Raw genomic sequence first — 24,852 nt, forward strand, 5'->3', positions numbered from 1 at the left:
CACCCTCCGGTGACCGGCAGTGGGGCTGATGTGTCTGTGGACCCTTACTGGAGATGATGGTATGTCAGGTGAAAGAGGCCGGGAATACTCTTCAGGAGCGTGATCCTCCGTGACATCTCGACGCACATCGCTCGTCCGTACCGGCGCCACCCTGGCCGTCGCGGCACTCCTCGCCGCCGGCTGTTCCTCCAGCAAGTCCTCGCCCTCGGCGAGCGGCACCACCGCCGGAAGTTCGAGCACTTCGAGCTCCGCGGCGGACACATCCAGTCCCAGCACCTCCGCCAGCAGCTCGGCGTCCGGCGGGCAGCCCTCCGACGTCGCCGGCGCCACCCAGGCGGTCAAGGACGCCTACAACAAGTTCTTCGACAACAGCATCAGCACCGCCACCAAGGCCGCGATGGTCCAGAACGCCGGGCAGGTGCAGGCGCTGCTCACCGCGCTGGCCGCGGCGGCCAACGGGGAGAAGTCCTCGATCCAGGTCAACACCGTGACCTTCGACAGCCCCACGCACGCCAACGTCGACTTCGCGATCCTGCTCAACGGCCAGCCCGCGCTGCCGCACGCCAGCGGGGACGCGGTCTACGACTCCGCGTCGGGCAACTGGCAGGTCTCCGACGCGACCCTGTGCAAGCTCGCCGGGATCACCCCGGGGGTCAACCCGACCGTCCTGAAGGCCGCCGGGTGCAGCTGAGCCGAGCGCGCTGAACGGGTAGCGGCGGCTAGACGGCTTCGGTCGGCGCCGCCGCCGCTCCCGTCCGGTGCGGGCTCAAGGAGCGCCACAGCACTTCCAGCACGACGCACGCCGCCGCGGCGATCACCAGACCGGTGGTCCACTGGTACCAGGAACCGAAGTGCAGGTCGAAGAAGTGCCGTCCGTACGGCACGGCGACGCAGAGCACGAACAGTCCGGCCATCGACGCGATGAGCACGACCTTCCACCACACCATCGGCCTGGCCACCAACTGCACGATGTACAGACTGCACGCGAACAGCGAGATCATCGCAGTGGTCTGCGCTTCCCCGAGCGTGTTCTGCTCGCCGCGCGCGATCCAGTACGCGACGAACACCTCGATCCCGGCGACCAGCCCCGCCGGGATGGCGAAGCGCAGCACCCGGCGCACGAAACCGGGCCTGGCGCGCTCGTAGTTCGGCGCCAGCGCCAGGAAGAACGCCGGGATCCCGATCGTCAGCGCGGCGATCAGCGTCGTGTGCCGGGGCAGGAACGGATACTCCAGCTGGAAGATGCCGACCAGGATCACCAGCACGAAGGAGTAGACCGACTTCACCAGGAACAGGTTCGCGACCCGCTCGATGTTGCCGATCACCCGGCGGCCCTCGGCGACCACCTCCGGCAGCGTGGCGAAGCGGTCGTCCAGCAGCACGATCTGCGCGACCGCCTTGGTCGCCCCCGCGCCGGAGCCCATCGCCACGCCGATGTCGGCGTTCTTCAGCGCCAGGACGTCGTTGACGCCGTCGCCGGTCATCGCCACGGTGTGGCCGCGGGACTGGAGCGCGGTGACCATCTCGCGCTTCTGCTGCGGAGTGACGCGGCCGAAGACGCTGTGCCCGGCGACGTCCTCGGCGAAGGCGTCCGCGTCGCCCTCGGGCAGCGTGCGCGCGTCCTTGGGGTCGCTCGCGCCGGGCAGCTTCAGCGAGGCCGCGACCGCGCCGACCGACACCGCGTTGTCCCCGGAGATGACCTTCAGCGCGACGTTCTGCTTCGCGAAGTACTCCAGCGTGCCGCGGGCGTCGGAGCGGACGCGCTGGCGCAGGGTGATCAGCGCGACCGGGGCGATCGAGCCGTCGATCACGGCGTCCACCGGACCGTCGGCGCGGGCCAGCATCAGGACCCGGAGTCCCGTGGCGCCGAGCTGCTCGGCGTGGTCGGCGGCCGACGTGCCGCGGCCCAGGACGTCGGGCGCGCCGAACAGCCAGGTGCCCTTGCCGTCGGCGAAGGTGACGCCGGACCACTTGCGCGCCGAGGAGAACGGCGCGACCTGCGCGGCGCTCCAGCCGGCCGCCGGGCCCGGAAACTGTTCCAGCACCGCCTGCATCGTCGCGTTCGGGCGGTCCTCGGCGGCTCCGAGCGCGGCCAGGACGGTCGGCACGTCCGCGCCGGCCGGGCCCGGGGCGCCCGGCAGCTCCTCGATCGCGTCGAAGACCATCCCGCCCTCGGTCAGCGTCCCGGTCTTGTCCAGGCACACCGTGTCCACGCGCGCCAGACCCTCGATCGCCGGCAGCTCCTGCACCAGGCAGTTCTTCTGGCCCAGCCGGATCACCCCGACCGCGAACGCCACAGAGGTCAGCAGCACCAAGCCCTCGGGGACCATCGGGACCAGCCCGGCGATGGAGCGGCTGATCCCGGAGCGGACGCCGCCGGCGCGGTTCAGCTGGGTCACGACCTGCAAGATCCCCGCCGGGATCATCAGCAGGGTCATGTACTTCAGGATGTTGTTGATACCGGTGCGCAGCTCGGAGTTGACCAGAGTGAACTTCTGCGCCTCCTCGGCGAGCTTGGCGGCGTAGGCCTCGTGTCCGACCTTCGTGGCCTCGAACGCGCCGGAGCCGGCCACCACGAAGGAGCCGGACATCACGGCGTCGTCGGTGTGCTTGAGCACCGAGTCGGATTCGCCGGTGAGCAGTGACTCGTCGACTTCTAGGGCGTCGGCGCGCGCTACTTTGCCGTCCACCACCACGCGATCGCCGGGACCCAGCACGATCACGTCGCCGAGCACGATCTGCGAAGCCTCGATCTCCTGCTCCGCGCCGTCGCGCAGCACTCGGGGACGGGACTCCCCGACCACCGCGAGCGAATCGAGGGTCTGCTTGGCGCGCCACTCCTGAAGGATGCCGATCGCGGAGTTGGCGACGATGACGAAGCCGAACAACGCGTCCTGGAGCGGACCGACCGCGAGCTCGATGACGAACAGGGTGCCGATGATGGCGTTGAACGGCGTGAACACGTTCGAACGGACGATCTCGGACATCGAGCGCGACGTCTTCGCCGGGACGTCGTTCACCTCGCCGGCCGCCACGCGCTGCGCGACCTGGGCCGACGTGAGCCCTGAGAGCGGCTCCGCCACGGCTGTCCCAGGATGCGTCATGCGTCCCATCAGATCCGAACCCGATGTTGGCCGCAAATCGGAGAATCTGTCCGGGGCGTAAAGATGAATTCACCTACGTACCGGGGCGGGATCAGACATCGGATTCGCTCAGGTGGCCTAACCTCGTCGCTGCGGCATGCCCGCGCTTTGGGGGAGCGCCCGCATCGGGTGCCGGCGCCGCGCTGACGACATGCCGAGGAGCCACTTCATGACCGACTCTGTTCTGCGCCGGCCGCTGGCGCTCACCGCGACGCTGGCCACGTCCGTCGCCGCGGCCGCCGGGCTCATCGCCCCCGCCGCGAACGCCACGACCACGAGTCCGAACGGCACGGCCAGCCTCACGGTCTCCGGGGGCAGTTCCGCGGCGCCGTCGGGGACCAGCACCGTCACCGGGACCAAGTACGCGCTCGGCTTCGCCCCGGCGGCGGCGAACCTCGCGTGGGCGCCGACCGGCGCGCGGGCCGCGTGGATCGACCCGGCGTCCGGCGCGGTCGTGGCCGGCGTCCCGGGCGGCGCGGCCGAGGTGATCGCCCCCGCGCCGGCTTCCGGCACCGCGCGCTCGCACCCGGCGTGGATCGACGGCGGCTCGGCGGTGGTGTGGTCGGAGAAGGCGGCCGGCAAGAACGCGGTCCTGAACTGGGCCTACGGCAACGGTGTTCAGGGCTCCGGAGGCGCACCGACCGTCCAGACTCTGCGCACCCTGAGCGGTAGCGATCTGTCCCACCCCGATTCGGTGGGCTCGCTGCTGGTCTACCAGGTGAACACGCCGAACAAGGCGCCGCAGATCTACCTGTGGAACCGCGCGCAGGCGAACTCGGCGCCGGTGCTGATCGCGACCGGCTGGGACCCCTCGATCTCGGCGGACGGCACGCACGTCGCCTTCGTCACCACCACCGCCAGCCCGGCCGGCACCAACGTCTACACCGTCGCGCTGAGCAACCCGTCCGGCACGCTGAACCAGGTGACGGCGGGCGGCGGCGGGTTCGCGAACCCGGTGTACACGCCGAACGGCACCGGCCTGGTCTTCGAGCGGCTGGACGGCACCGGCAAGGACGTCGACACGCTGTCCGTCGCGGCCGGCGCCGCCAAGAGCGCCGCGTACACCGAGATCGTCCCGGGCACGAAGATCCTCGGGCAGCCGGCGTTCCGGCCGGTCGTCCAGGACAGCGTGACCCGCATCGCCGGCGGCGACCGTCTGGGCACCGCGATCAAGGTCTCCCAGTCCCGTTGGTCCTCCGCGGGCGTCGCGAAATCCCCGGGCGTGGCGGCGAAGGCGGTCGTGCTCACGCGCTCCGACCAGTTCGCCGACGCCCTCGGCGGCTCGGCGCTGGCCGCGAAGGTCGGCGGCCCGCTGTTGCTGACCCAGACCGCCGGGCTGGACCCGGCGGTGAAGGCGGAGATCCAGCGGGTACTGGGTCCCGGCGACGGGGTGAAGACCGTCTACGTCCTCGGCGGTACTCAGGCGCTGTCGCCGGGCGTGGCGAACGCGCTGACCGCGCTGCACTACAAGGTGCAGCGGATCTCTGGACAGGACCGGTTCTCCACCGCTGTGGCGATCGCCGGCACCATCACCGGCCCGAACGCCGCCCCGGACTACATCCTGGTGGCCACCGGCGAGAACTTCCCCGACGCGCTGTCCGCCGGCGCCGCCGCCGGTGCGATCGACGCGCATCAGGGCAAGAACGCGGTCGTGCTGCTCACCAACGACACGGTGATGCCCAAGCCGACGATCGACTACCTGGCGCCGCTGCTCGGCCGCACCAACCTGAACCCTGACCCGCAGCACACGAAGCCGGCGAACTTCATCGAGCTGGACAGCATCGGCAAGCAGGCCAAGACCGCGCTGGATTCGCACTGGATCCCGGCGGGCGGGCAGGGCGGTTCCTTCCTCGGCCTGTGGGGCGGGGACCGGTACGTGACCTCGGCGTTGGTCGCGCGGTACTTCTTCGGCGCCGCGAGCTCGGTCGGTGTCGCGACCGGGATGAACTGGGCCGACGCGCTGTCCGGCGGCGCCGAGATGGGGATGGAGAACGGCCCGCTGCTGCTGGTCGATCCGAAGGCCGGGGTGCCGGCCGGCGCGGCGCAGTGGCTGAACCAGGATAGCGGGCAGCTCCAACGCGCCGAAATCTTCGGTGGAACGGTTGCGGTGCCTCAGAGCGTCGACAAGGTGGTGGGCGGTCTGATCGCCGGGACCGGCGGGGTCGTCTACGCGTCGAACCCGGTGGGCTGAGGCCGCCCGGGAGCGTGAAACCAGGGCGGCGGCGCGGGCTGGGAGAGCCCGCGCCGCCTGCTTCGCAGGAACCGACAGGGTGGGGTGTGGTCGAGAGTGTCAGGGTTGTTCCATCGGTGGCCCAAGCGGGTCACGGCAGCGGTCTGTGCGGCCGCCCTGGCCATGGCGGGGTTGGCGACCTTGTTGCTCAGCGCGACCGCGAGCCCGCCAGTACCGCAGGCGACGCCGAGCACCGTCTACTCCGGCGCGGGCTTCGACCCCTGCTGGGCTCCGGACAACGCCTCGATGGACGCCTGGCTTCAGTCGCCGTACCGCGCCGTCGGCATCTATATCGGAGGCCTGCGATACGCGCCGGGCTGCAAGGCTCAGAACACTGCGAACCTGAACAAGCAGTGGGTCGGGCGCCAGGCGGCGAACGGCTGGCGCTTCCTGCCGCTGTATGTGGGAAGCCAGGCGCAGTACAAGGACGCGAGCGGCACCTACCAGAGCGACTTCACGACGCTGACCACCGCCACCGCGTTCCAGCTCGGCTCCTCGGAGGCTGACGACGCCGCGAACCAGGCGCGCGGCCTGAACTTCCCGCCGGCGTCGGTCATCTACGACGACATGGAGAACTACAACTCCAGCTACACCCCGCTGGTCATCGCTTACTCGCAGGGCTGGACCCAGGAACTGCACCGCAACGGCTACCGCGCGGGCTGGTACTCCAGCTCCAGCAGCGGGATCAAGGACCAGGCCGCCGCGTATGGCGCCAGCTCTCCCGACGTCATCGACATCGCCGCCTGGAACAGCAGCAACACCACCGACGACCCGAACGTGAAGGCGTCGCAGTGGGCGAACCACCAGCGCGTGCACCAGACGCAGGGCGGGCACCAGGAGTCCTACGGCGGCGTCACCCTGAACATCGACACCGACTGGTTCGACGTCGGCCAGGCCAGCCGGGGCACGGTCGAGCGGCTCGCCGGGTTCGACCGCGACATCACCGCGGTGCTGGCCAGCGTGCGCACCTTCGACTGCCACGGCTGCGCCACCGCCGGCCGCGACCAGGCCAAGGCCGCGGTGCTCAGCCGCGACGACACCTACGCCGACGCCCTCGGCGGCTCGGCACTGGCCGCGCAGGCCGACGGACCGCTGCTGCTCACCGGTTCCAAGGCGATGAACCAGAGCACCATGAACGAGCTTCACAGGATCCTGACACCGGGCTCGACGGTGTATCTGCTCGGCGGCACGCAGGCGTTGTCCCCAGCTGTGGAAAAAGCCATCTCCGCCAACGGCTTCATCCCGCGCCGCGTCGGCGGACCGGACCGCTTCGCCACGGCGGTGAGCATCGCCCAGGCGATCTCGCCGGACGCGCCGCCCTCCAGCGTCCTGATCGCCACCGGCACCGACTTCCCCGACGCCCTCGCGGCCGGCGCGGCAGCCGGCGCCTTGGGCATCGCGGCGCAGACCACGACCCCCGGCGCCCCGGCACCCCAGCCCGGCGACTTCACGCACAACGGCGCGGTGGTCGTGCTCAGCAACGGCGCGACCCTGCCGCCGGCGACCCGCGCGTACCTGTCCGCCCTGGACCCGAACGCCACGCGCATGTACGGCATCGGCGGCAAGGCGGTCACCGCGGTGCACACCACCTTCCCCTCCTGGAAGGACTGGACGACCTTCACGCCGCTGTACGGCGCGGACCGCTACGGCACGGCCTCGGCGGTCGCGGTGCGGTTCTCCTACCTGCCGACATCAGTGGTCGTCGCCTCCGGCATGAACTGGCCCGACGCCCTGTCCGGCGGCGCGATGGCAGCCCACCGCGGCGTCCCGCTCCTGCTGACCGACCCGAAGGTCCTGCCCGGACCGACCGGCTACTACCTCGGCGCCAAGAGCAACCCCATCACCACCGCGACGCTGGTCGGCGGCCCGGCGGCGATCTCGCCGGCGGCGGCCACCGCGCTGGGCAACAGCTTCAGCTACCCGGGGCAGTGGGACTTGGTGACCATCAAGTGAGGCCCGCACCGGCGGAGCACCGCCGAGGTGAGCACCCCACCGAGCCCGCGGCCGCCGAGCAGGCACGGGTGGGTGAGCACCACCGGGCGAGTAGGACTTGGTGACCATCAAGTGAGGCCCGCACCGGCGGAGCACCGCCGAGGTGAGCACCCCACCGAGCCCGCGGCCGCCGAGTAGGCACGGGTGGGTGAGCACCACCGGGTGCGTGCTTGGCGGGTGCGTACTTGGCGGGTGAGCACTACCGAACGCGCGCCGCGCGGCGACTGCTGCGCGGCGCTCTTTCAGCTCTCGATGCTCCGCTGCTGCTTGCCGCGCAGGGCGCTGATGGGGCGGCGTGGGGGGCGGGCGATGATGTCGCCGCGGGCTTGGCCGCTCAGGCGGATGTGGAGGATGGTCGGGGCGTCGGGGTCGGTCGTGGGGCGGATCTTGATGTCGCCGCGGCTGAGGGTCAGGCCGTCGGGGTCGACGAGGATGCCGGGCCTGGTGATGATGTGCAGGTTGCCGCCGATGCGCAGGTCGAGGTCGAGGTCCAGGGTGTTCTGGGTGATCAGGGCCTCGGTGAAGTCGAGCTTCATGTCGCAGAACATCAGGCGGATCTCCATGCGGCGCGGGACGAGCCAGCGGCCTGTGCGGGAGACGTCGCCGAAGCGTTGGTCGATGCGGACGACTTCGCGGGGCTGCGGCGGCAAGCCTTCTGAGGGAAGGTCCGCGGTCAGCTCCTTCAGCTCGCCGAGGGTGCGCGCCGACAGCGCGGCGTCCAGGCGCTGGTCCAGCTCGGTGGCGGTGAGCCGGCCGTCGCCCGCGGCAACCTGGAGAATCTCCACGACCTGGTCGCGGTCGCGGTGAGATGCCCGCATCCCGGATGTGCCGCCCTCCGAGGGAACGCCCTGTGGCCCCGATCCCGTAGTCATGCGTGCAGTCTGGTGGGCGGCTCCGGGACTGCGCAACGGCACCGCGTCCCGGAGGCCTGGCCGCGCGAGGGCTCGGATCTGGGTGCGCCCCGGCAACGGCATGACGCACCCGGGCTATCGCGTGATCAAGCGCTGACTTCGGAGGCCGGCGCACTGGGCTGAGGGGCGCCTGGGGCGCCGGCCGCCGCCGTCGTCTCCGGCTTGAACACCCAGTGCTTGTACAGCCAGAAGTTGTAGAGCGTGATGACCACCGTCGACAGCGGCTTGGCGATCAGGTAGTTCACGCCCGCGCCGGTCAGCGAGTACATCAGCACCTGCGTGACGCCCAGGTTCACGGAGACCAGCAGTGCGAAGCGCACGGTCTGCTTGTGCACCGCGCCCTCGCGCGCGCCGTGGTCGGCGAAGGTCAGCATCCGGTTGATGGAGAAGTTGACGCCGAACGCGATGAGGTACGCCAGACCCGTGGCCAGCCACAGCGGGAACTTCAGCAAGCCGTGCGTCAGGAACAGCACGACTTCCTCGGTGACCAGCGCCGAACCGCCGCTGAAGGCGTAGCGGACGAAGGTGTTCCTCGCCAGGGTCCTGATGAGCCCGGTCACGACATCACGTCCTCGGACACCTGCTCCTCGCCGGCGGCCGGGGCCGCGGGCGCCGAACCGGCGGCGGCGCGCCGCCGCTGGAACCACCAGACCCCGCCGAGCGCGACCAGGCCGACGGCGCTGCCGCCGAACCCGGCGGTGAGCCCGGGCGGGGTGAAGGACATCGAGATCCGGTGCGTGCCGGCCGGGACCGGGACGCCGGTGAAGGAACCGAGCAGCTCGGTGGTCTTCACGCTCTTGCCGTCGACGGTGACCGACCAGCCGGGGATCGTCGGGATCGACAGGAAGACGGTCGCCGCGCTGTCCCCGGTCGTCGTGGCCGTCAGACCCCGGTCAGTCCAGTGCACGTCGCTCACGCCGCCGCCGCGCAGCTGCGCCAGCTTCGCGTTCACGGCGGTCGGGTCCAGCCCGCGGACCGGGTTGGCCGGGACCGTGTACGTGTTCTTCAACGGCAGCTTCTGCGTGGACATTGTCACTGTGAACGAACCGGACTGGACGCTGCCGAGGTCCTGCACGCCGTTGGCGAAGCCCGAGGGGTAGAGGATGTTCGTCTTGTCCTCCGCGACCGCGCCCGCCTTCGGCGCCGGGCGGTTCTGGCCGTCGAGCCGGACGTAGGACAAGCCGGTCGGCATCGCGCTGGGCGCGTACAGGTAGACCTGGCGCGCGCCGGAAGACTGGCACTGCCACACGATCTTGTCGCTGTAGTACTCCGCGCCGGTCGGCGCCTTCGCCGGAACCTTGATCGACACCGAGCCGTCGCTGCCGGGCGTGACGGTCACCCCGTCGCTGGCGGTCACCGTCGGGCTGCCGCACATCGATGCGAAGGCGCCCGGCAGACCGAAAGCCTGCTCCTGTGCGGCGAACGGGGAGTTCGCCGGCACCGGCGCGGTGAAGTCCGCGAGGTCGGAGCCGGCGAGCCGGAAGCCGACCGGCAGCGTGTCGTCGATCTTGTAGACCGTGGTGACGTCCGGCGTCGGCGGCTTCTTGCCCGGGACGGTCGGCGCGGTGTTGTCGTACGTCTTCTGCAGCGTCGCGCCGAGCCGGTCGATCGTGCCGTCGGCTGTCTCGCGCGTGGTGCCGACCAGGTACTGATAGCCGAGCAGAGCGTCGGTGAGCAGCGTGGCGCCGGTGTGCGAGGACCACACGTCGGCCGAGTGGTGCGCGAAGCCCAGGTTCTGCATCGCGCTGTGCAGCTTGCCGGAGGACAGCGAGGAGAAGTGGGTGAAGCCGAAGTTGCCGTAGCGCAGGCTGTCGTTGGTGCTGCGCAGGTTCTGGTCGTCGCCCTCGGCGCGGTAGAACTCGTCGTTGCTCGGCTGCAGGGAGGACAGCGCCGTCCCGTAGGAAGTGGTCGGCGAGCTGGTCCAGTTGGACTTGGTCACCGAGCCGTTCCCGGAGGGCTGCTTGCCGATCGCCTTCTGCCCGACCAGCGCGGCCGAGCCCGAGGCGTCCACGGCGAGCACCGCGATCGCGGCCACGGCGGCGACCTTCGGAGTGGCCAGCCGCTTGGGCATCCAGGCCAGTCGCTTCGACAGCGGCTCGCCGGCCGGACGGACCCGCAGATACAGCGCGAAGGAAAGGAGCGCGGTCCCGACGACCAGGATCAGCGCGTCGAACTGCACCACCTGCGGCCGGATGATCCGCGGGTACTGCTGCCGTCCCCAATACAGGATCACGAACCACACCGCGGCACTGACCCCGAGCCACTTGATCTGCTTCACCGAGTCGATGCCGACCCAGGCGCGGAACGCCAGGAAGGTCAGCAGCCCGGTGATGAGGAACGCGAACCGGAACGGGAAGGCGTTCGGCATCTGGCCGCCGTGCATGATCACGTAGAGCGGCTTGATCTCCATCGCCAGGACGAGGAACGCCAAGACGGCGCCGAAGGCTATCCGCTCGGCGCGCTTGATGGTCTTCACCAGGAAGAACACCGGAACCAGCACCAGGATCAGGGTCGCGGCGCCGATGTTCGGAGTCAGCTGCCCGGCGTCCACGGTGCCGCCGAAGAAGCGCACCAGCAGCGACAGCACCGGGATCGGCGGGTTCACCGAGGCGTCGGCGTGGAGCTTGGTCTTCTGGGTCAGCCCGCCGAGATAGGTCGGCAGGATGAACGCGGCGGCGAGCAGTCCGCCGATCGCGCCGGCCACGGCGAATTTGGCAGCCGTGCGCAGGAAGTCGGCGCGCTCGAAGCGCTCCCGCACTCCGGCGTAGCGCGCCAGGCCGTACATGCACACGAACACGCAGATCATCGCGCCGGTGTAGAAGTCGATGATCAGGTTCAGGCCGATGGCGACGGCCAGCGAGGTGATCTTTCCCTTGGCCAGCAAGCGCTCCACGCCGAGCAGCGCCCACGGCAGCAGGTACAGCGCGTCGAGCCACATGATGTTGAAGGCGTAGATCAGCGACCAGGCGCCGAGGGCGTAGGCGGTGGACAGCGCCACGATCACGGCCTTGTTCACCGCCGAGCCGCTCCCGTGGCCGGGCTCGCCCCGGAACTTGCGCAGGAACAGCGCCATGCCCAGACCCGCCGCGCCGAGCTTGAGCACCGTGGCGAAGGCGATCAGCACCGGCAGCTGGTGGTCCGACCCGAACAGCGTCAGCAGGCCGAACGGACTGGTCAGGTAGTAGGCGACGATCGGCCAGAAGTTCATGCCGCCGTCGGCGCGCCAGGAGAACAGGAGCGAGCCGTGGCCGGTGAGCGCCTGGTCGAAATAGGAGTAGAACTGCGCGTACTGGTTGTTCAGGTCGATCATGAACACCGTGTACGAGCCGTGCGGGTCGAACGGGTAGACCTGCCGGTCGGCCAGGATCGCCGCGTAGACCGCCACCGGGACGACGAAGGCCAGGATCAGGTACAGATTGCGGCGGATCGCCGGCCAGGCGGTTCTGGTCACTGGATTCCGTTCAGCTCTCGCGCCCCGGGGACGCCGTTGACCGGTTCGGCCTGCTCGTCCGGCGCGGGCGGCTCGGCCTGCGCCGCGGGACGGGACTCTGACTCTGACTCTGTGCGGGACTCTGTGCGGGGCTCTGTGCGGGACTCCGTGGACGGCTCGGGGCGAGACTCGGTCCGGGCCGCGGCCGGCGCCGAGCGGTGGTCCCCGGAGATGGCCAGGAAGTCGCTCTGGTGCCGCAGCGGGCCGGCCTCGGTCTCCTTGACCAGATAGTGCGGACGCTGCTTGGACTCGTAGTAGATGCGTCCGACGTACTCGCCGATCACGCCGACCGTGAACATCTGCAGGCCGCCGATGCCGACGATGGCCGCGATCGTGGTGACGTAGCCGGGCGTGGTGTCGCCGCTCACCATCGTGCGCACGATGAGCCACACCATGTAGACGAAGGAGACGCCGAAGAACAGGAAGCCCAGGTAGATCGCCAGGCGCAGCGGCTTGTTGTTGAACGACAGCAGCGAATCCACGCCGTAGTCCAGCAGCCGCCGGAAGGACCACTTGGTCTCCCCGGCCTCGCGCACCGCGTTGCGGTAGTTGAAGGTGACCGAGTCGAAGCCGATCCACGCGAACAGGCCCTTGGAGAAGCGGTTGTACTCCGGCATCTCCAGCAGGGCGTTCACCGCGCGCCGGGACAGCAGCCGGAAGTCGCCGACCCCGTCCACCAGCTCGACGTCGACCATCCGGTTGATCAGCTTGTAGTAGGTCTTGGCGACCAGGCTCTTGAACCTCTTGTCACCCTCCCGGTCGCGCTGGGCGATGACCTGGTCGAAGCCCTGCTTGTGCAGGTCGATCATGCGGCCCAGCAGCGCCGGCGGGTGCTGCAGGTCGGCGTCCAGGATGATCACCGCGTCCCCGCTGGCCCGCTTCAGGCCGGCCAGGATCGCGGACTCCTTGCCGAAGTTGCGGCTCAGCGAGACGTACTTGGCTTCGGGGTCCTGAGCGGCGATCTTCTTCAGCAGCTCCAGGGTGCCGTCCCGGGAGCCGTCGTCGACGAAGACCAGCTCCACCTCGTCCGCTATCCCCGCGGTTTCCGCCCGGACCACCTCGTGGAACCTCGCCAAAACCGCTTCTTCGTTGAAGCACGGGACGACCAGGGACAGACGCATGGGATCTCCGGTTATGGACGTGGACAGCGGGGCCAGGCTACCCGAGCACGCCGCGACGGACGGCATTACTGGTGAGGACGCGTGTGCGCGATCGGGCGGTTGCCGCAGAACACCCCCTGCGCCCCGGGTTTCTGAGGGAGTTGTGTAACGACCTCGTAACAGCGGTCAACGGTTCGGCGGGTGCCACGTCGTTTGGAGTGACAGGGCTCTGAAGAGCCCCGCGTGCACAGGGGAGTAGCACTCATGCGTAGCTCGAAGCTTAAGAAGTCTCTGGCGGCGTCGGCCGTCCTGGCCAGCTCCATCGCCGCCACGGCGGGGCTGTCCGCGAGCGCCCACGCGGCGCCGGCGGGTCCGGGGAACTCGCCGCTGACGATCGGCAAGGGCGCGTGGGCGCCCGACGGCAGCCGCTACGTCCACGCCAACCCGGACGGTTCCATCGCCACCCGCAACCTGCCCGGCGGCGCCGAGATCACCGTCGACCCGGCCAAGGCAGGCGTCGCGCGCTCGAACCCGACGTTCTGGAACAACGGTACGGCGATCGTGTTCTCCGAGACGGTGAACGGCACCTCCAAGCTCGTCTCCATCCCGACCTACACCCCGGCCGGCGAGCCGGTGGTCGAGAGCGACCCGCTGATCTTCCTGTCCTCGAAGATGCCCGAGGGCACCGAGACCGCGCCGGACTCCGACGGGACGAAGCTGGTGTTCCAACACCACAACACCGCGTCCAACCAGGACGAGATCTACGTCCAGGACAGCTACGGCCGCGGCAGCGCCGGCCCGATCCTGGCCGCCGCCAACGGCACCTCGCCGTCGATCTCCCCCGATGGCAAGACCATCGCGTTCCTGCGCAAGGACAACGCCGGCCACGAGCAGATCTGGACCGTGGCGTGGAACGGCCAGTCGGCCCAGCCGCCGGCGGGCACGGCGAAGCAGCTCACCACCAACGCCGAGGACCACCTGTCTCCGACCTTCTCCCCGGACGGCACCCGGATCGCGTACGCGGCGCGCACCTCCACCACTGGGTCCCCGAGCCGTGTGGAGTCCGTGTCCGCGGCAGACGGCAGCGGTCTGAAGCAGGAGTCGGCGACCGGCGGTACCCCGAGCTACCAGCCGCTGACCAAGAACACGCTCACCCGGCTGGCCGGCGCCGACCGGCTCGGGACCGCGATCGCCGCCTCCCAGGCCAAGTGGAAGAACGGCGCGGCCAACTCGGTCGTGCTGAGCCGCTCGGACCAGTTCGCCGACGCGCTCGGCGGCAGCTCCCTGGCCGGGGTGGAGGGCGGGCCGCTGCTGCTGACCCCGAGCACCCGGCTCGACTCCGGGATCAAGGCCGAGATCGCCCGGGTGCTCGGCCCGGCGAACGGCCACAAGACCGTGTACATCCTCGGCGGCGAGCAGGCGCTGTCCCCGGCGGTGTTCAACGCCGTGAAGGGCATGGGCTACGACGTGGCGCGGATCGCCGGCCCGGACCGCTACGCGACCTCGGTCGCCATCGCCAAGCAGATCACCTCCTTCGACGTGCAGAACGGCTGGGGACAGCCGGGCCGGGTCCTGGTCGCCACCGGCAACCTGTTCCCGGACGCGCTGTCCGCGGGCGCGGCCGCCGGGGCCGGCGCCTTCAACGGCCCGGTCGGCGGTGTCGTGCTCCTGACGAACGACAAGCAGATGCCGGCCTCGACGGCGGCGTACCTGGCACAGGTCAAGGCGCACGACGACGCCAAGTCCCCGACTCCGGTCTACGGGGTCGGCGGGCAGGCCGACACCGCTCTCAAGAGCGTCGGGATCAAGCACACCGGCCTGGTCGGCACCGACCGGTACCAGACCTCGTACCTGGTCGCGAAGACCTTCTTCGGGGGCGCCGCGGACGACGCCCCGGCGACCATGGGCTTCGCCACCGGCGCGGACTGGCCGGACGCGCTGTCCGGCGGCGCGTTCATGGGCGAGGCCGGCGGTCCGCTGCTGCTGGTGAACCCGGTGAGCTGGCTGTCGGACCAGAGCGCGCAGTACCTGTACGGCTGGGCGCCCGGCACCGCCAACGCCTACATCTTCGGCGGCGACAAGGTCGTCGACGGCGGCGTCGCGCAGTCCAACATCGGCGGGGGCATCTCCGGTCCGGCCGGCTACGACTACAAGCTCAACCCGAAGGGCTGAGCCGCGTCCGGCAAACCGGTCAGATAGCCGGAAGCCCCGCAGACACCAGGGGGGTCTGCGGGGCTTCCGCACGTCTGCCGCCGCTGCGCCCTAGTGGAACCGCCGCAGCCGCAGGCTGTTGCTCACCACGAACACCGAGGAGAAGGCCATCGCCGCGCCGGCGATCATCGGGTTCAGCAGTCCGGCGGCGGCCAGCGGCAGGGCTGCCACGTTGTAGCCGAAGGCCCAGAACAGGTTTCCCTTGATGATGGCCAGGGTGCGGCGGGACAGGCGGATCGCGGTGGCCGCGGTGCGCAGGTCGCCGCCGACCAGGGTCAGGTCGCCGGCCTCGATCGCGGCATCGGTGCCGGTGCCCAGGGCCAGGCCCAGGTCGGCCTGGGCCAGGGCGGCGGCGTCGTTCACGCCGTCGCCGGCCATCGCGACCACGCGGCCTTCGGCCTGCAGCCGCCTGACCGCCTCGACCTTGCCCAGCGGCAGCACCTCGGCCAGCACCTCCTCGATCCCGACCTCGGCGGCCACCGCGCGCGCCACGGTCTCGTTGTCGCCGGTGAGCAGGACCGGGGTCAGACCCAGGGCACGCAGCTCGCGGACCGCCTCGGCGCTGGTCGGCTTCACCGCGTCGGCGACCGCCAGCACGGCCCGGGCCCGGCCGTCCCAGCCGACCGCGATCGCGGTGCGGCCCGCCGCCTCGGCGCCGGCCTTGGCCGCGGCCAGCTCCGGGCTCAGGTGCTGGGCCCATTCGGCCAGCAGCTTCTCCCGGCCGACCACGACCGCGTGTCCGTCCACCACGCCCTGCACGCCCAAGCCCTCGACGTTCTCGAACCCTTCGACCGCCGGCAGCGCCCCGGTCCGCTCGGCGGCGGCGGCCGCGACCGCCTTGGCGATCGGGTGCTCGCTGGCCTGCTCCAGCGCCCCGGCCAGGCGCAGCGCCTCGTCCTCGGACTCGCCCTCGGCGACGGTGATGCCGACCAGAGCCATCGAGCCGGTGGTCACGGTGCCGGTCTTGTCGAGCACGATGGTGTCCACGCGGCGGGTGTTCTCCAGCGCCTCCGGACCCTTGATCAGGATTCCCAGCTGCGCGCCGCGGCCGGTACCGACCATCAGCGCGGTCGGGGTGGCCAGGCCCAGGGCACAGGGGCAGGCGATGATCAGGACGCTGACGGCCGCCGCGAACGCCGTCGCGACGCCGGCCTCCTGGCTGCCGACCAGCAGCCAGAAGGCCAGCGTCGCCAGGGACAGCAGGATCACGGTCGGGACGAAGACCGCGGAGATCTTGTCCGCCAGCCGCTGCGCAGCGGCCTTGCCGTTCTGCGCCTCCTCGACCAGCTTCGCCATCCGGGACAGCTGGGTGTCGGCGCCGACCCTCGTCGCGCGCACCACCAGGCGGCCGGAGGTGTTCACCGTCGCGCCGGTGACGGCCGCGCCGGGCGCGACGTCCACCGGGACCGACTCGCCGGTGAGCATCGAGGCGTCGACCGCCGAGCGGCCCTGCTCGACCACGCCGTCGGTCGCCACCTTCTCCCCGGGCCGCACCACGAAGAGGTCGCCGACGGCCAGCTCGCCGATCGGGATCCGCACCTCGGCGCCGCCGCGCAGTACTGCGACGTCCTTCGCCCCGAGCGTCATCAGGGCCCGCAGAGCCGCGCCGGAGCGCCGCTTCGCCTTGTGCTCGAAATACCGTCCGGCCAGGATGAACGCGGTCACGCCCGAGGCCGCCTCCAGGTAGATCGACCCGGAGCCGTCAGTGCGGGAGACGGCGAAGTCGAAGCCGTGCTTCATCCCAGGCATCCCGGCGTCGCCGAAGAACAGCGCCCACAGCGACCACAGGAAGGCCGCTGAGACGCCGACGGACACCAGCGTGTCCATCGTGGCGGCGCGGTGCCTCAGGTTGGTCCAGGCGGCCTTGTGGAACGGCCAGGCGGCATAGGTGACCACCGGCGCGGACAGCGTCAGGGAGGCCCACTGCCAGTTGCGGAACTGCAGGGCCGGGATCATCGCCATCAGGACCACTGGTACGGACAGCACGACCGCGGTGGTCAGGCGCTGCCGCAGCGAAACGGCGCGGCGCTCGTCCTCCAGTTCCGCGGCGCTCTTGGGCGGTTCGCCGTCGGCGGACGCCGGTCCGACCGGAGCTGGCGGCTCGGGCAGCGCGGCGGTGTAGCCGGCCGCCTCGACCACGGCGACCAGGTCCGCCGGCGCGTAGTCCGCCGGGAAGCTGACCTTCGCCTTCTCGGTGGCGTAGTTCACGGTCGCGGTGACGCCGTCGAGCTTGTTCAGCTTGCGCTCGATCCGCGAGGCGCACGAGGCACAGGTCATGCCGCCGATCGCCAACTCGACGTCGTTCCGGGCGCCGGATCCGGCCGCCGCCTCCAAGGTCTCCGCCATCGCTGCCTCCGCATCGAACGGGTCTCAGTCTCTCATCAGACCCAACCGTATACCCCATGGGGGTATTCCGCCAGCAGCCGGTCAGCTGATGTGACGATTGCGCCGCCGGGGTTCCTCGGAGTGATCATCCGCGCGGGACCGGGTAGGCGGTCCGTCATGCGTCTGTTCCCTCTGCTCACCCTGACCGCAGTCCTGACCCTGAGCTGCGGCGATGCCGCCTACGCCGCGGTCGGCCCGCTGTCCGGGGTCAAAGAGGTGAGCTACGCCGGCACGACCGTCGAGGTCCCGGTGAGCTGGCCGGTGCGCGATCTGACGGCCGATCCGCATACCTGTATGCGGTATGACCGCCACGCGGTCTATCTCGGCGACCCGGGCGCGGATCAGGACTGCACGGCCGCCGCCGTCGGCCGCACGGAGACCGTCCGCATCGCCTCGGACGGAACGGTGACCCGGACCCGCGGCTACCGGGTGTCCGCCGCCGAGGCGGACGAGGCGCCCGAGCCCGAACCCCACCGGCGCTCGCGCCTGCCCGAGGGCGCGATCAAGGTCGCCGCCACCTACTCCGGCCTGGGCTTCGACACCTGTGCCGCACCGCCGACCGACGCCATGCAGGTCTGGGCCAAAGCCTCGCCGTACCACGCCGTCGGCATCTACATCGGCGGCCTGGACCGCGCCTGCCCGGACGGCAACCTGACCCCGTCCTGGGTCCAGACGGTGTCCCGGCAGGGCTGGAAGTTCTTCCCGATCTACGTCGGGCTGCAAGCACCCTGCTGGAAGGACCCCGGCGGCGGCCACCCGGCCCTGATCGCCCGCAGCCGCCGCTGGACCCAGGGCCAGGAGGCCGCGAACGACGCGGTGAACCGCGCGGTCCACTTCGGCATCGCGCCGGGCAGCCCGATCTACTTCGACATGGAGTACTACCCGCGCAACGACCCCGGCTGCACGCAGGACGTCCAGGCGTTCCTGAGCGCCTGGACCGACCAGCTGCACGCGCGCGGATACGTCTCAGGGATCTACAGCAGCTCCTCGGGCGCGATCGCGGACATGGCGAAGGTCTACGACAGCGGAGCGGCCTACCGCGCCGATGTGGCCTGGTACGCGCACTGGGACAAGATCCCGAAGCTGTTCGGCGACCCGACGCTGAGCGACAGATACTGGCCCGGCCCGCGCCGGATCAAGCAGTACCAGGGCGGCCACAACGAGACGTATGGCGGGAAGCGCCTCAACATCGACCTCAACGTGCTCAATGCACCGGTGGCGGTGCTGAAATAGCATGATGAGGACAAAAAGGATTGTCACAAATGCCGATCGGGCCGGACATCAGTCCGACCCGAACCCTGCATTAGTGGGCTTATCCGCTTAGCGCTCCGAAGGCCGGCCGGGACGCGTCGCGGGCCGGCGCCCCATCGTTCCCCGCTGCTGCGGCTGCGGCTGCGGAGGCGCTGCCGGACGGCGCGGCGGCATACCGCCGTTGCGGTCGCTGGAGCGGCCGAGGTCCTGGGGCGGTTCGGCCGGGCGGCCGTAGCCGTCGCGAGGCTGCTGCGGACGCGGGCGCGGCTGCGGCGCGGCGGCGCCGGGGACCGGACGCGGGGCGGCGGGCTGTGGCTGCGCCTGCTGGGGGCGCGGCTGGTGCGAGGACCCGGTGGCGCCGGGGCGGCGCGGCACGGCGGCTCGCGGCTCCCAGTCGGCGCCGGTCTCGCGGGGACGCGCCGGCGGCAACGCAGCCTGCTGCGTCGCGCCGCCCTGGTAGCCGCGTCCCACTCCGGCTGCCGGGTTCGCGCCCGGGTAAGGCTTCTTCGGCGCGGGGGGCGCCGGCGGCACAGGCGGCGCCGAATGCGCGGGCTGCGCCGGGCGGCCCATGACGGGAGCCGGCGGCACCACGGGGAACCCGCCGGTCCCGGTCCCGTCCGCGGGCTCGAACCAGCCGCTGTTCGCCACGTTCGCGTTGGTGGCGGCGGGCAGGTAGGAGGTCGGGGCGGAATCGTAGGAGCTGCTGGCGGCGTACGACCCGCTGGAGTAGCCCTGGCCGAGCGGGTCGGGGGAGTTCGCGTACGGGTTCTGCTCCAGGGGGTCGGTCAGCGGGTCCGAGAGCGTCGCGTAGGAGCCGGAGCCGTAGTTGCTCGCGGACGTCGACGAGCTGTAGCCGCTCGTGGACGCGGACGAGCCATAGCCGCTCGTGGACGTCGACGAACCGTAGCCGCTCGTGGACGCGGACGAGCTGTAGCCGCTCGTGGCGCCGGAGGAGGAGCCGCAACCGTTTGCAGAACCCGTAGCCGCACCGTAGCCGCTCGTACCGGCGCTGTAGCCGCTCGTCGAACTGGCTGGAGCGCTGTACGCCTCGCTCGAGGACGCGCCGTAACCAGAGCTGTAGCCGGAGCTGTAATCGCTGGTCGTGCTGTAGGTGCCGGACCCAGACCCGGAGCTGTAGGCGTCCGAAGAGCCGTACCCGCTCGTCTGGCTGTATGTACCGCTTGAGGCGGTAGAGCTGGCGGCGCCATAAGTACTAGCCGTACCGAACGCGGGACCGGAGCCGAAGGCGTCCGCGGACCCCGACGTACTACTCGCAGCGGACGAACCCAGCGCCGGAGTCGACCCGAACCCCGCATTGGAGGAGGCGTACGCGCCGGCCGTCGCGGGCAGCGCCGGCGCCGGCGGCGCCGCCGGAGCGCTCTGCGCCACCGCGGCCATCGCCATCGGCAGCAGGTCCATCGACGTGGTCCCGAGCCCGTCGGCCGGGCACACCCGCACCAGCTCGCCGACCGTCAGCGCCAGCTCGGTGGCCAGGTCCAGGGAGCGCGGCTGCATGGGGTTCTCGCGCATCCACCAGCAGGCGATCTGCACGATCGAGCCGGCGGCGTGCGGGCAGGTCCGGATCGCGCCGCGCAGCTGCAGCGGCTGCGGACCGGACACGGTCAGCCGGAACCAGGTGCCCTCGCGGAAGCCCAGCGCCGGGACACCCAGCGTGTCCTGCAGCACGACGTGGTACTGGCGCTCGAGTTCGCGCTGGCCACCGCCCGCGGACGAGCCCAGCGCCGAGCTGTTCCTCTGCTGCTCGCCGTACGCGAGGCTCATCGGCTGCCTGACCGTTCTCCGGAGTGCGAATCCGGAACCCTGCTCTGAGTCACCATGTGTTGCCCGCCTCGGCTGAAAAAGCTCGGAATGAGACGGCCCCCGATGCCGCTGTGTCCGCAGTGCTGTGTGTGATCAATGTCCACTGATGTGGGGGGATCGTTGCGCAAACGGTACTCAATACTGGAGCCCAGCGGTAGGGCATCTACTAAGAAGTAGCAGTGATTTCTGTGGCCTGCCCACAACATCCTGATCGGCGCCGTGCTGGGCCGCCCCTCGATTGTCATCGCGGCGCCCCCTCGGCATAACGTTGTCGCGTGACGGCGGACAGAGACCAGGAGTTCTCGCGCTATGTCACCGAACGGTCCGGGGCACTCCTGCGCGTCGCCTATCTGCTGACCGGGAACCGCGCCGACGCCGAGGACCTCCTGCAGACCGCGCTGGCCAAGACCTATCTGTCCTGGAACCGCATCCAGGACAAGGGCGCGCTGGACGGATACGTCCGCCGCGTCCTGGTGAACACCCAGACCTCCTGGTGGCGCAAGCGCCGGGTCGACGAGTACGCCACCGACCAGCTCCCCGAGCAGGTCTGGGAGGACACCCGCCCGGCGGAGATCGAGCTGCGCGCCACGGTCTGGACCTCCCTGGCGCAGTTGCCCCGCCGCCAGCGCGCCGTGGTGGTGCTCCGCTATTACGAGGATCTGTCCGAAGCGGAAACGGCCGAGGTTATGGGGATCTCAGTCGGCACTGTGAAGTCAACCGCTTCACGCGCTCTTGCCAAGCTCCGAACAGACGGCACGTTGCGCGACGCCCGCATCGCCATCCCCGCACCGCTTAGCCCGGCTGCCGGAGAGCCCCTTCCGAAATCCGCCAGGGTCGATGCAGACTGACCGGAGTACCGCCCGGTAACCTCAACCCCTCAGGAGGTCAGCGATGCGCTCGACCATGCAGGAGACCCCGCTAGGAATCCCGACGCTCCTGAGGTTCGCCTCGACCGTCTATTCCGGCTCCCAGGTGCACACCGTCACCGCCGACGGCCTGCGCACCGCGAGCTTCGCCGAGGTCGGCGCGCGCACCGCGCAGCTCGCGCACGCCCTGCACGACGACCTGGGGATCCGCGGCGACCAGCGGGTCGCGACCTTCATGTGGAACAACCAGGAGCACCTGGAGGCGTACTTCGCCGTCCCGTCCATGGGCGCCGTGCTGCACACCCTGAACATCCGGCTCTACCCGGATCAGGTCACGTACATCGCCAACCACGCCGAGGACAAGGTGGTGCTCGTCGACGGCAGCCTGATCCCGCTGCTGGCCCGGGTGCTGCCGGGGTTCGAGACCGTCGAGCACGTCGTCGTGGTCGGCGCGGGCGATCCGGCGCCGCTGGAGGCGGCGGGCAAGCAGATCCACCGGTACGAGGACCTGCTGGCCGGCAAACCGACGACCTATGACTGGCCGGAGTTCGTCGAGACCGACGCCGCCGCGATGTGCTACACCTCCGGCACCACCGGCAACCCCAAGGGCGTCGTCTACAGCCACCGCTCGATCTACCTGCACTCGATGCAGGTGGCCATGCCGCAGTCCTTCCAGCTCACCGAGGCCAACCAGGTCCTGACCATCGTGCCGATGTTCCACGCGATGGCCTGGGGCATCCCCTACGCGGCGCTGATGAGCGGCGCGAGCCTGGTCATGCCGGACCGTTTCCTGCAGGCGCCGGCGCTGGTGCGGGCGATCAACGAGGCGAAGGCGGACTTCGCCGGCGCGGTGCCGACGATCTGGGCCGACGTGCTGAACCACCTGGACGCCACCGGCGAGAAGATCCCGACGCTGCAGCGCGCGGTGGTCGGCGGCTCGGCGGTGCCGCCGGCGCTGATGCAGGCCTTCGAAGAGCGCTACGGGATGCGCATCATCCACGCCTGGGGGATGACCGAGACCTCGCCGCTGGGCTGCGTCTCCCAGCCGCCGGCCGGCACCGAGGGCGAGCTGGCCTGGTCCTACCGCGTGACCCAGGGCCGTTTCCCGGCCGGGGTGCAGGCGCGGCTGGCCGGCCCGGACGGCTCGATCGTGCCCAACGACGGCGAGGCGGTCGGCGAGTTGGAGGTGCGCGGACCGTGGATCGCCGCGTCCTACTACCGCGGCGAGGACCCCGAGCGCTTCCGCGACGGCTGGCTGCGCACCGGCGACGTCGGCACGATCACCCCCGACGGCTTCCTGACGCTGACCGACCGGGAGAAGGACGTCATCAAGTCCGGCGGCGAGTGGATCTCCTCGGTGGAGTTGGAGAACCACTTGATGGCGCACCCCGCCGTGGCCGAGGCGACCGTGGTCGGCGTCCCGGACCCGCGCTGGCAGGAGCGTCCCCTGGCCGCGGTGGTGCTGCGCGAGGGCGCCGGGGCGACACCGGAGGAACTGCGCGAGTACCTGTCCGGGCTCATCCCGAAGTGGCAACTGCCCGAGCGGTGGACCTTCCTGGCGTCGGTCCCGAAGACCTCGGTCGGCAAGTTCGACAAGAAGGAAGTGCGCCGAGCGTACGCAGCCGGTGAACTTGAGGTCACAGTGTTGTGAAAGCGTTGTACACCGAGCTCAGAACGCCTCTTCAAGGGAAAAGTCCGCAGTGTAGAGTGCCGAGAACTTGAGCACCTGGAACATCAGTAGCACTCGGCAGGGGAGGCACCGCGGACATGCGGATATCTCGGCGTTTTTCGCGCAGCACCGCTGCCGGAGCGGCATCGGTGCTCGCCGCGCTGTCGATGGCGGCGTGCTCCGGCTCCTCCTCCGGCAGCGGCTCGACGGCATCGAGCGCGGCGTCGCAGTCCCTGGCGAACGCCAACGCCAACGAGAACGACGTCCAGGTCCTCAACTCCTTGCAACTCACTACCCAGGAGTTGGACAGCGCATTCGCCACTGACGACAGTTGGAAGTCCTGGCCGACCATCGACTCCTCGAAGATCCTGCTCCAGCAGGCCTGGGCCTGCACGCAGAACATCATCGACACCAAGCAGAAGTCGCTGGAGCCGGTCACCTCGTTCTTCCGCGCGGACTCGCTGCTCAGCGACCCGGTGTCGACCCCGACCGCGCCGACGTCCACCCCGAGCCACAGCTCCAGTCACAAGGGCTCCCCCTCCAGCACGACGAGCTCGGGGTCCACCGGATCCTCCTCGACCACCGACGGCAACCCCACCCACTGGGTGGTCAGCACCGCGATCGCCTATCAGAGCGCGGACGCCGCGCAGGCCGCGGTGTCCGGGATGGGCGCCATCGACCCGAAGGCGTCGGGCTGCGGCGGACCGGGCGACGGGGCGAAGGACGAGATCGTCGGCGGCGGCATCGGCGAGGTCGCGCCGTCCTGGGCCAACTCGCAGGGGGTGTTCGTCTACACCGACACCCACACCCACGTCACGATCTCGGTCGTGGCCCAGCGCCGCGGCCGGTACGTCGTGCTCACCTACACCCGCGGGAGTGCCAAGGCCGACGCCGGGTATTACGACTTGGAAGCAGGCCAGGACACGGCGAACGCGGCGGCCGCCGCCACGGCGGTTCTCGGCCAGCTCACCTCCGCGGTCGTGGGCGACGGCAGCTGAACCGCGGCCTCCGGCCATCGCATAGCGCTGATTCACAAGAACGTGCCACACTCGACAACCGAACCGGCACGGCCCGTCCGTTCCACTCCCCCCGGAGCAGTCCGACGAACCGAGCCGGCCGAGCACCGCGAACACCCTCCCCCCGCCACCGGCACCACGGGGCGCACTCCCGGCACTCCCGGCGAAGTGCGACCCGGAACCACCAGCGACACCAGCACCACAGGCAGTCCCAGCAAGCAGCCGACACTTGTGAAGGCCACTGATAACGGATGCGGTCGGGAACCGAGGATTTCCGCGAGTTCGTCAGCGCCCGGCAGGGCGCTCTGCGGCGAACCGCGTACCTGCTGTGCGGCGACTGGCACCAAGCGCAGGATCTGACCCAGCAAACGCTGGCCAAGCTGTTCGTGGCCTGGTCGAGGGTCCGCGCGGTGGAAGCCGTCGACTCCTATGCGCGCCAGGTCCTGGTGCGCACCTACATCGACGAATCGCGCAAACGCCGCAACCACGAACTGGTCACGGCCGAACTGCCCGACTCCGGCACCGAGGGCCCGGAGATCGAGACGCGGCTAGCGCTCATGGAGGCGCTCAAGCAGCTCTCGCCGCGCCAGCGTGCGGTCGTGGCGCTGCGCTTCTGGGACGATATGAGCGTGGAGGCCACCGCCGAGGCGCTCGGCATGAAGGCCAACACCGTGAAGTCGGACACCGCACGCGCGTTGGCGAAACTGAAAGGGCTGCTCGACTCGTCTGTACACCAGGCGGTCTGAGCGATGAGTGCGAAGCCGGTG

Annotated in this window: 16 protein-coding genes; 9 read left to right on the plus strand and 7 right to left on the minus strand. The window is 70.4% G+C overall.

Annotated elements, in window-relative coordinates; translation table 11 throughout:
- The first annotated feature begins 109 nt into the window (after positions 1 to 109).
- Entirely contained in the window at positions 110 to 691 is a 582-nt protein-coding gene (locus CACI_RS43685; protein WP_015797372.1) for a hypothetical protein, read from the plus strand.
- Positions 692 to 719: 28 nt separating this feature from the next.
- Here the strand turns inward: CACI_RS43685 and CACI_RS43690 are convergent, their stop codons facing one another.
- Positions 720 to 3,104, minus strand: a complete 2,385-nt coding sequence (locus tag CACI_RS43690) for an HAD-IC family P-type ATPase (RefSeq protein ID WP_015797373.1) — start codon at positions 3,102 to 3,104, stop codon at positions 720 to 722.
- A 208-nt stretch (positions 3,105 to 3,312) separates the two neighbouring features.
- Between CACI_RS43690 and CACI_RS43695 the strand changes: the two genes are divergently transcribed.
- Together CACI_RS43695 and CACI_RS46965 are read left to right on the plus strand one after the other, a co-directional pair.
- Complete coding sequence (locus CACI_RS43695; RefSeq protein WP_015797374.1) at positions 3,313 to 5,334, plus strand: cell wall-binding repeat-containing protein; 2,022 nt, start codon at positions 3,313 to 3,315, stop codon at positions 5,332 to 5,334.
- Between the two features lie 105 nt (positions 5,335 to 5,439).
- Positions 5,440 to 7,326 (plus strand): glycoside hydrolase domain-containing protein, encoded by a 1,887-nt coding sequence (locus tag CACI_RS46965; protein ID WP_049871925.1) that lies wholly within the window; start codon positions 5,440 to 5,442, stop codon positions 7,324 to 7,326.
- Positions 7,327 to 7,607: 281 nt separating this feature from the next.
- Here CACI_RS46965 and CACI_RS43705 read toward each other — a convergent pair whose 3' ends face one another.
- The 4 genes from CACI_RS43705 to CACI_RS43720 all read right to left on the minus strand — a co-directional run bounded on the left by CACI_RS43705 (position 7,608) and on the right by CACI_RS43720 (position 12,887).
- On the minus strand, positions 7,608 to 8,237 hold the full coding sequence (locus CACI_RS43705) for a DUF1707 SHOCT-like domain-containing protein (protein ID WP_063643566.1): 630 nt from the start codon (positions 8,235 to 8,237) through the stop codon (positions 7,608 to 7,610).
- Positions 8,238 to 8,362: 125 nt separating this feature from the next.
- A complete protein-coding gene (locus CACI_RS43710) occupies positions 8,363 to 8,836 on the minus strand; it encodes a GtrA family protein (RefSeq protein WP_015797377.1) in 474 nt (157 codons plus the stop codon).
- Complete coding sequence (locus CACI_RS43715; protein WP_015797378.1) at positions 8,833 to 11,727, minus strand: YfhO family protein; 2,895 nt, start codon at positions 11,725 to 11,727, stop codon at positions 8,833 to 8,835. Before CACI_RS43715 ends, CACI_RS43710 begins: the two co-directional genes overlap by 4 nt.
- The gene (locus tag CACI_RS43720; protein WP_015797379.1) at positions 11,724 to 12,887 is read right to left on the minus strand and encodes a glycosyltransferase family 2 protein; all 1,164 of its coding nucleotides are present in this window, start codon (positions 12,885 to 12,887) and stop codon (positions 11,724 to 11,726) included. Before CACI_RS43720 ends, CACI_RS43715 begins: the two co-directional genes overlap by 4 nt.
- Before the next feature lie 243 nt (positions 12,888 to 13,130).
- On the opposite strand from CACI_RS43720, the gene CACI_RS43725 reads away from it, so the two are divergent.
- On the plus strand, positions 13,131 to 15,038 hold the full coding sequence (locus tag CACI_RS43725; protein WP_015797380.1) for a cell wall-binding repeat-containing protein: 1,908 nt from the start codon (positions 13,131 to 13,133) through the stop codon (positions 15,036 to 15,038).
- Between the two features lie 90 nt (positions 15,039 to 15,128).
- Here the strand turns inward: CACI_RS43725 and CACI_RS43730 are convergent, their stop codons facing one another.
- Positions 15,129 to 17,423, minus strand: coding sequence for a heavy metal translocating P-type ATPase (locus tag CACI_RS43730; RefSeq protein WP_015797381.1), 2,295 nt, complete (start codon positions 17,421 to 17,423; stop codon positions 15,129 to 15,131).
- A 156-nt stretch (positions 17,424 to 17,579) separates the two neighbouring features.
- Between CACI_RS43730 and CACI_RS43735 the strand changes: the two genes are divergently transcribed.
- Positions 17,580 to 18,695 carry a DUF1906 domain-containing protein gene (locus CACI_RS43735; protein ID WP_015797382.1) on the plus strand — a complete coding sequence of 372 codons (1,116 nt, stop codon included), beginning with the start codon at positions 17,580 to 17,582 and terminating at the stop codon, positions 18,693 to 18,695.
- A gap of 87 nt (positions 18,696 to 18,782) precedes the next feature.
- Here CACI_RS43735 and CACI_RS43740 read toward each other — a convergent pair whose 3' ends face one another.
- Positions 18,783 to 20,495, minus strand: coding sequence for a hypothetical protein (locus CACI_RS43740; protein ID WP_015797383.1), 1,713 nt, complete (start codon positions 20,493 to 20,495; stop codon positions 18,783 to 18,785).
- Between the two features lie 314 nt (positions 20,496 to 20,809).
- Between CACI_RS43740 and CACI_RS43745 the strand changes: the two genes are divergently transcribed.
- From CACI_RS43745 to CACI_RS43760, 4 genes are all read left to right on the plus strand, one after another.
- Complete coding sequence (locus tag CACI_RS43745; protein ID WP_015797384.1) at positions 20,810 to 21,382, plus strand: SigE family RNA polymerase sigma factor; 573 nt, start codon at positions 20,810 to 20,812, stop codon at positions 21,380 to 21,382.
- A 43-nt stretch (positions 21,383 to 21,425) separates the two neighbouring features.
- Positions 21,426 to 23,051, plus strand: a complete 1,626-nt coding sequence (locus CACI_RS43750; RefSeq protein WP_015797385.1) for a long-chain fatty acid--CoA ligase — start codon at positions 21,426 to 21,428, stop codon at positions 23,049 to 23,051.
- Positions 23,052 to 23,167: 116 nt separating this feature from the next.
- Positions 23,168 to 24,067 (plus strand): hypothetical protein, encoded by a 900-nt coding sequence (locus CACI_RS43755; protein ID WP_015797386.1) that lies wholly within the window; start codon positions 23,168 to 23,170, stop codon positions 24,065 to 24,067.
- A gap of 269 nt (positions 24,068 to 24,336) precedes the next feature.
- Positions 24,337 to 24,831, plus strand: a complete 495-nt coding sequence (locus tag CACI_RS43760) for a SigE family RNA polymerase sigma factor (protein ID WP_015797387.1) — start codon at positions 24,337 to 24,339, stop codon at positions 24,829 to 24,831.
- Positions 24,832 to 24,852 lie beyond the last annotated feature (21 nt).

It is taken from the genome of Catenulispora acidiphila DSM 44928 (genome assembly GCF_000024025.1).
GTDB lineage: Bacteria > Actinomycetota > Actinomycetes > Streptomycetales > Catenulisporaceae > Catenulispora > Catenulispora acidiphila.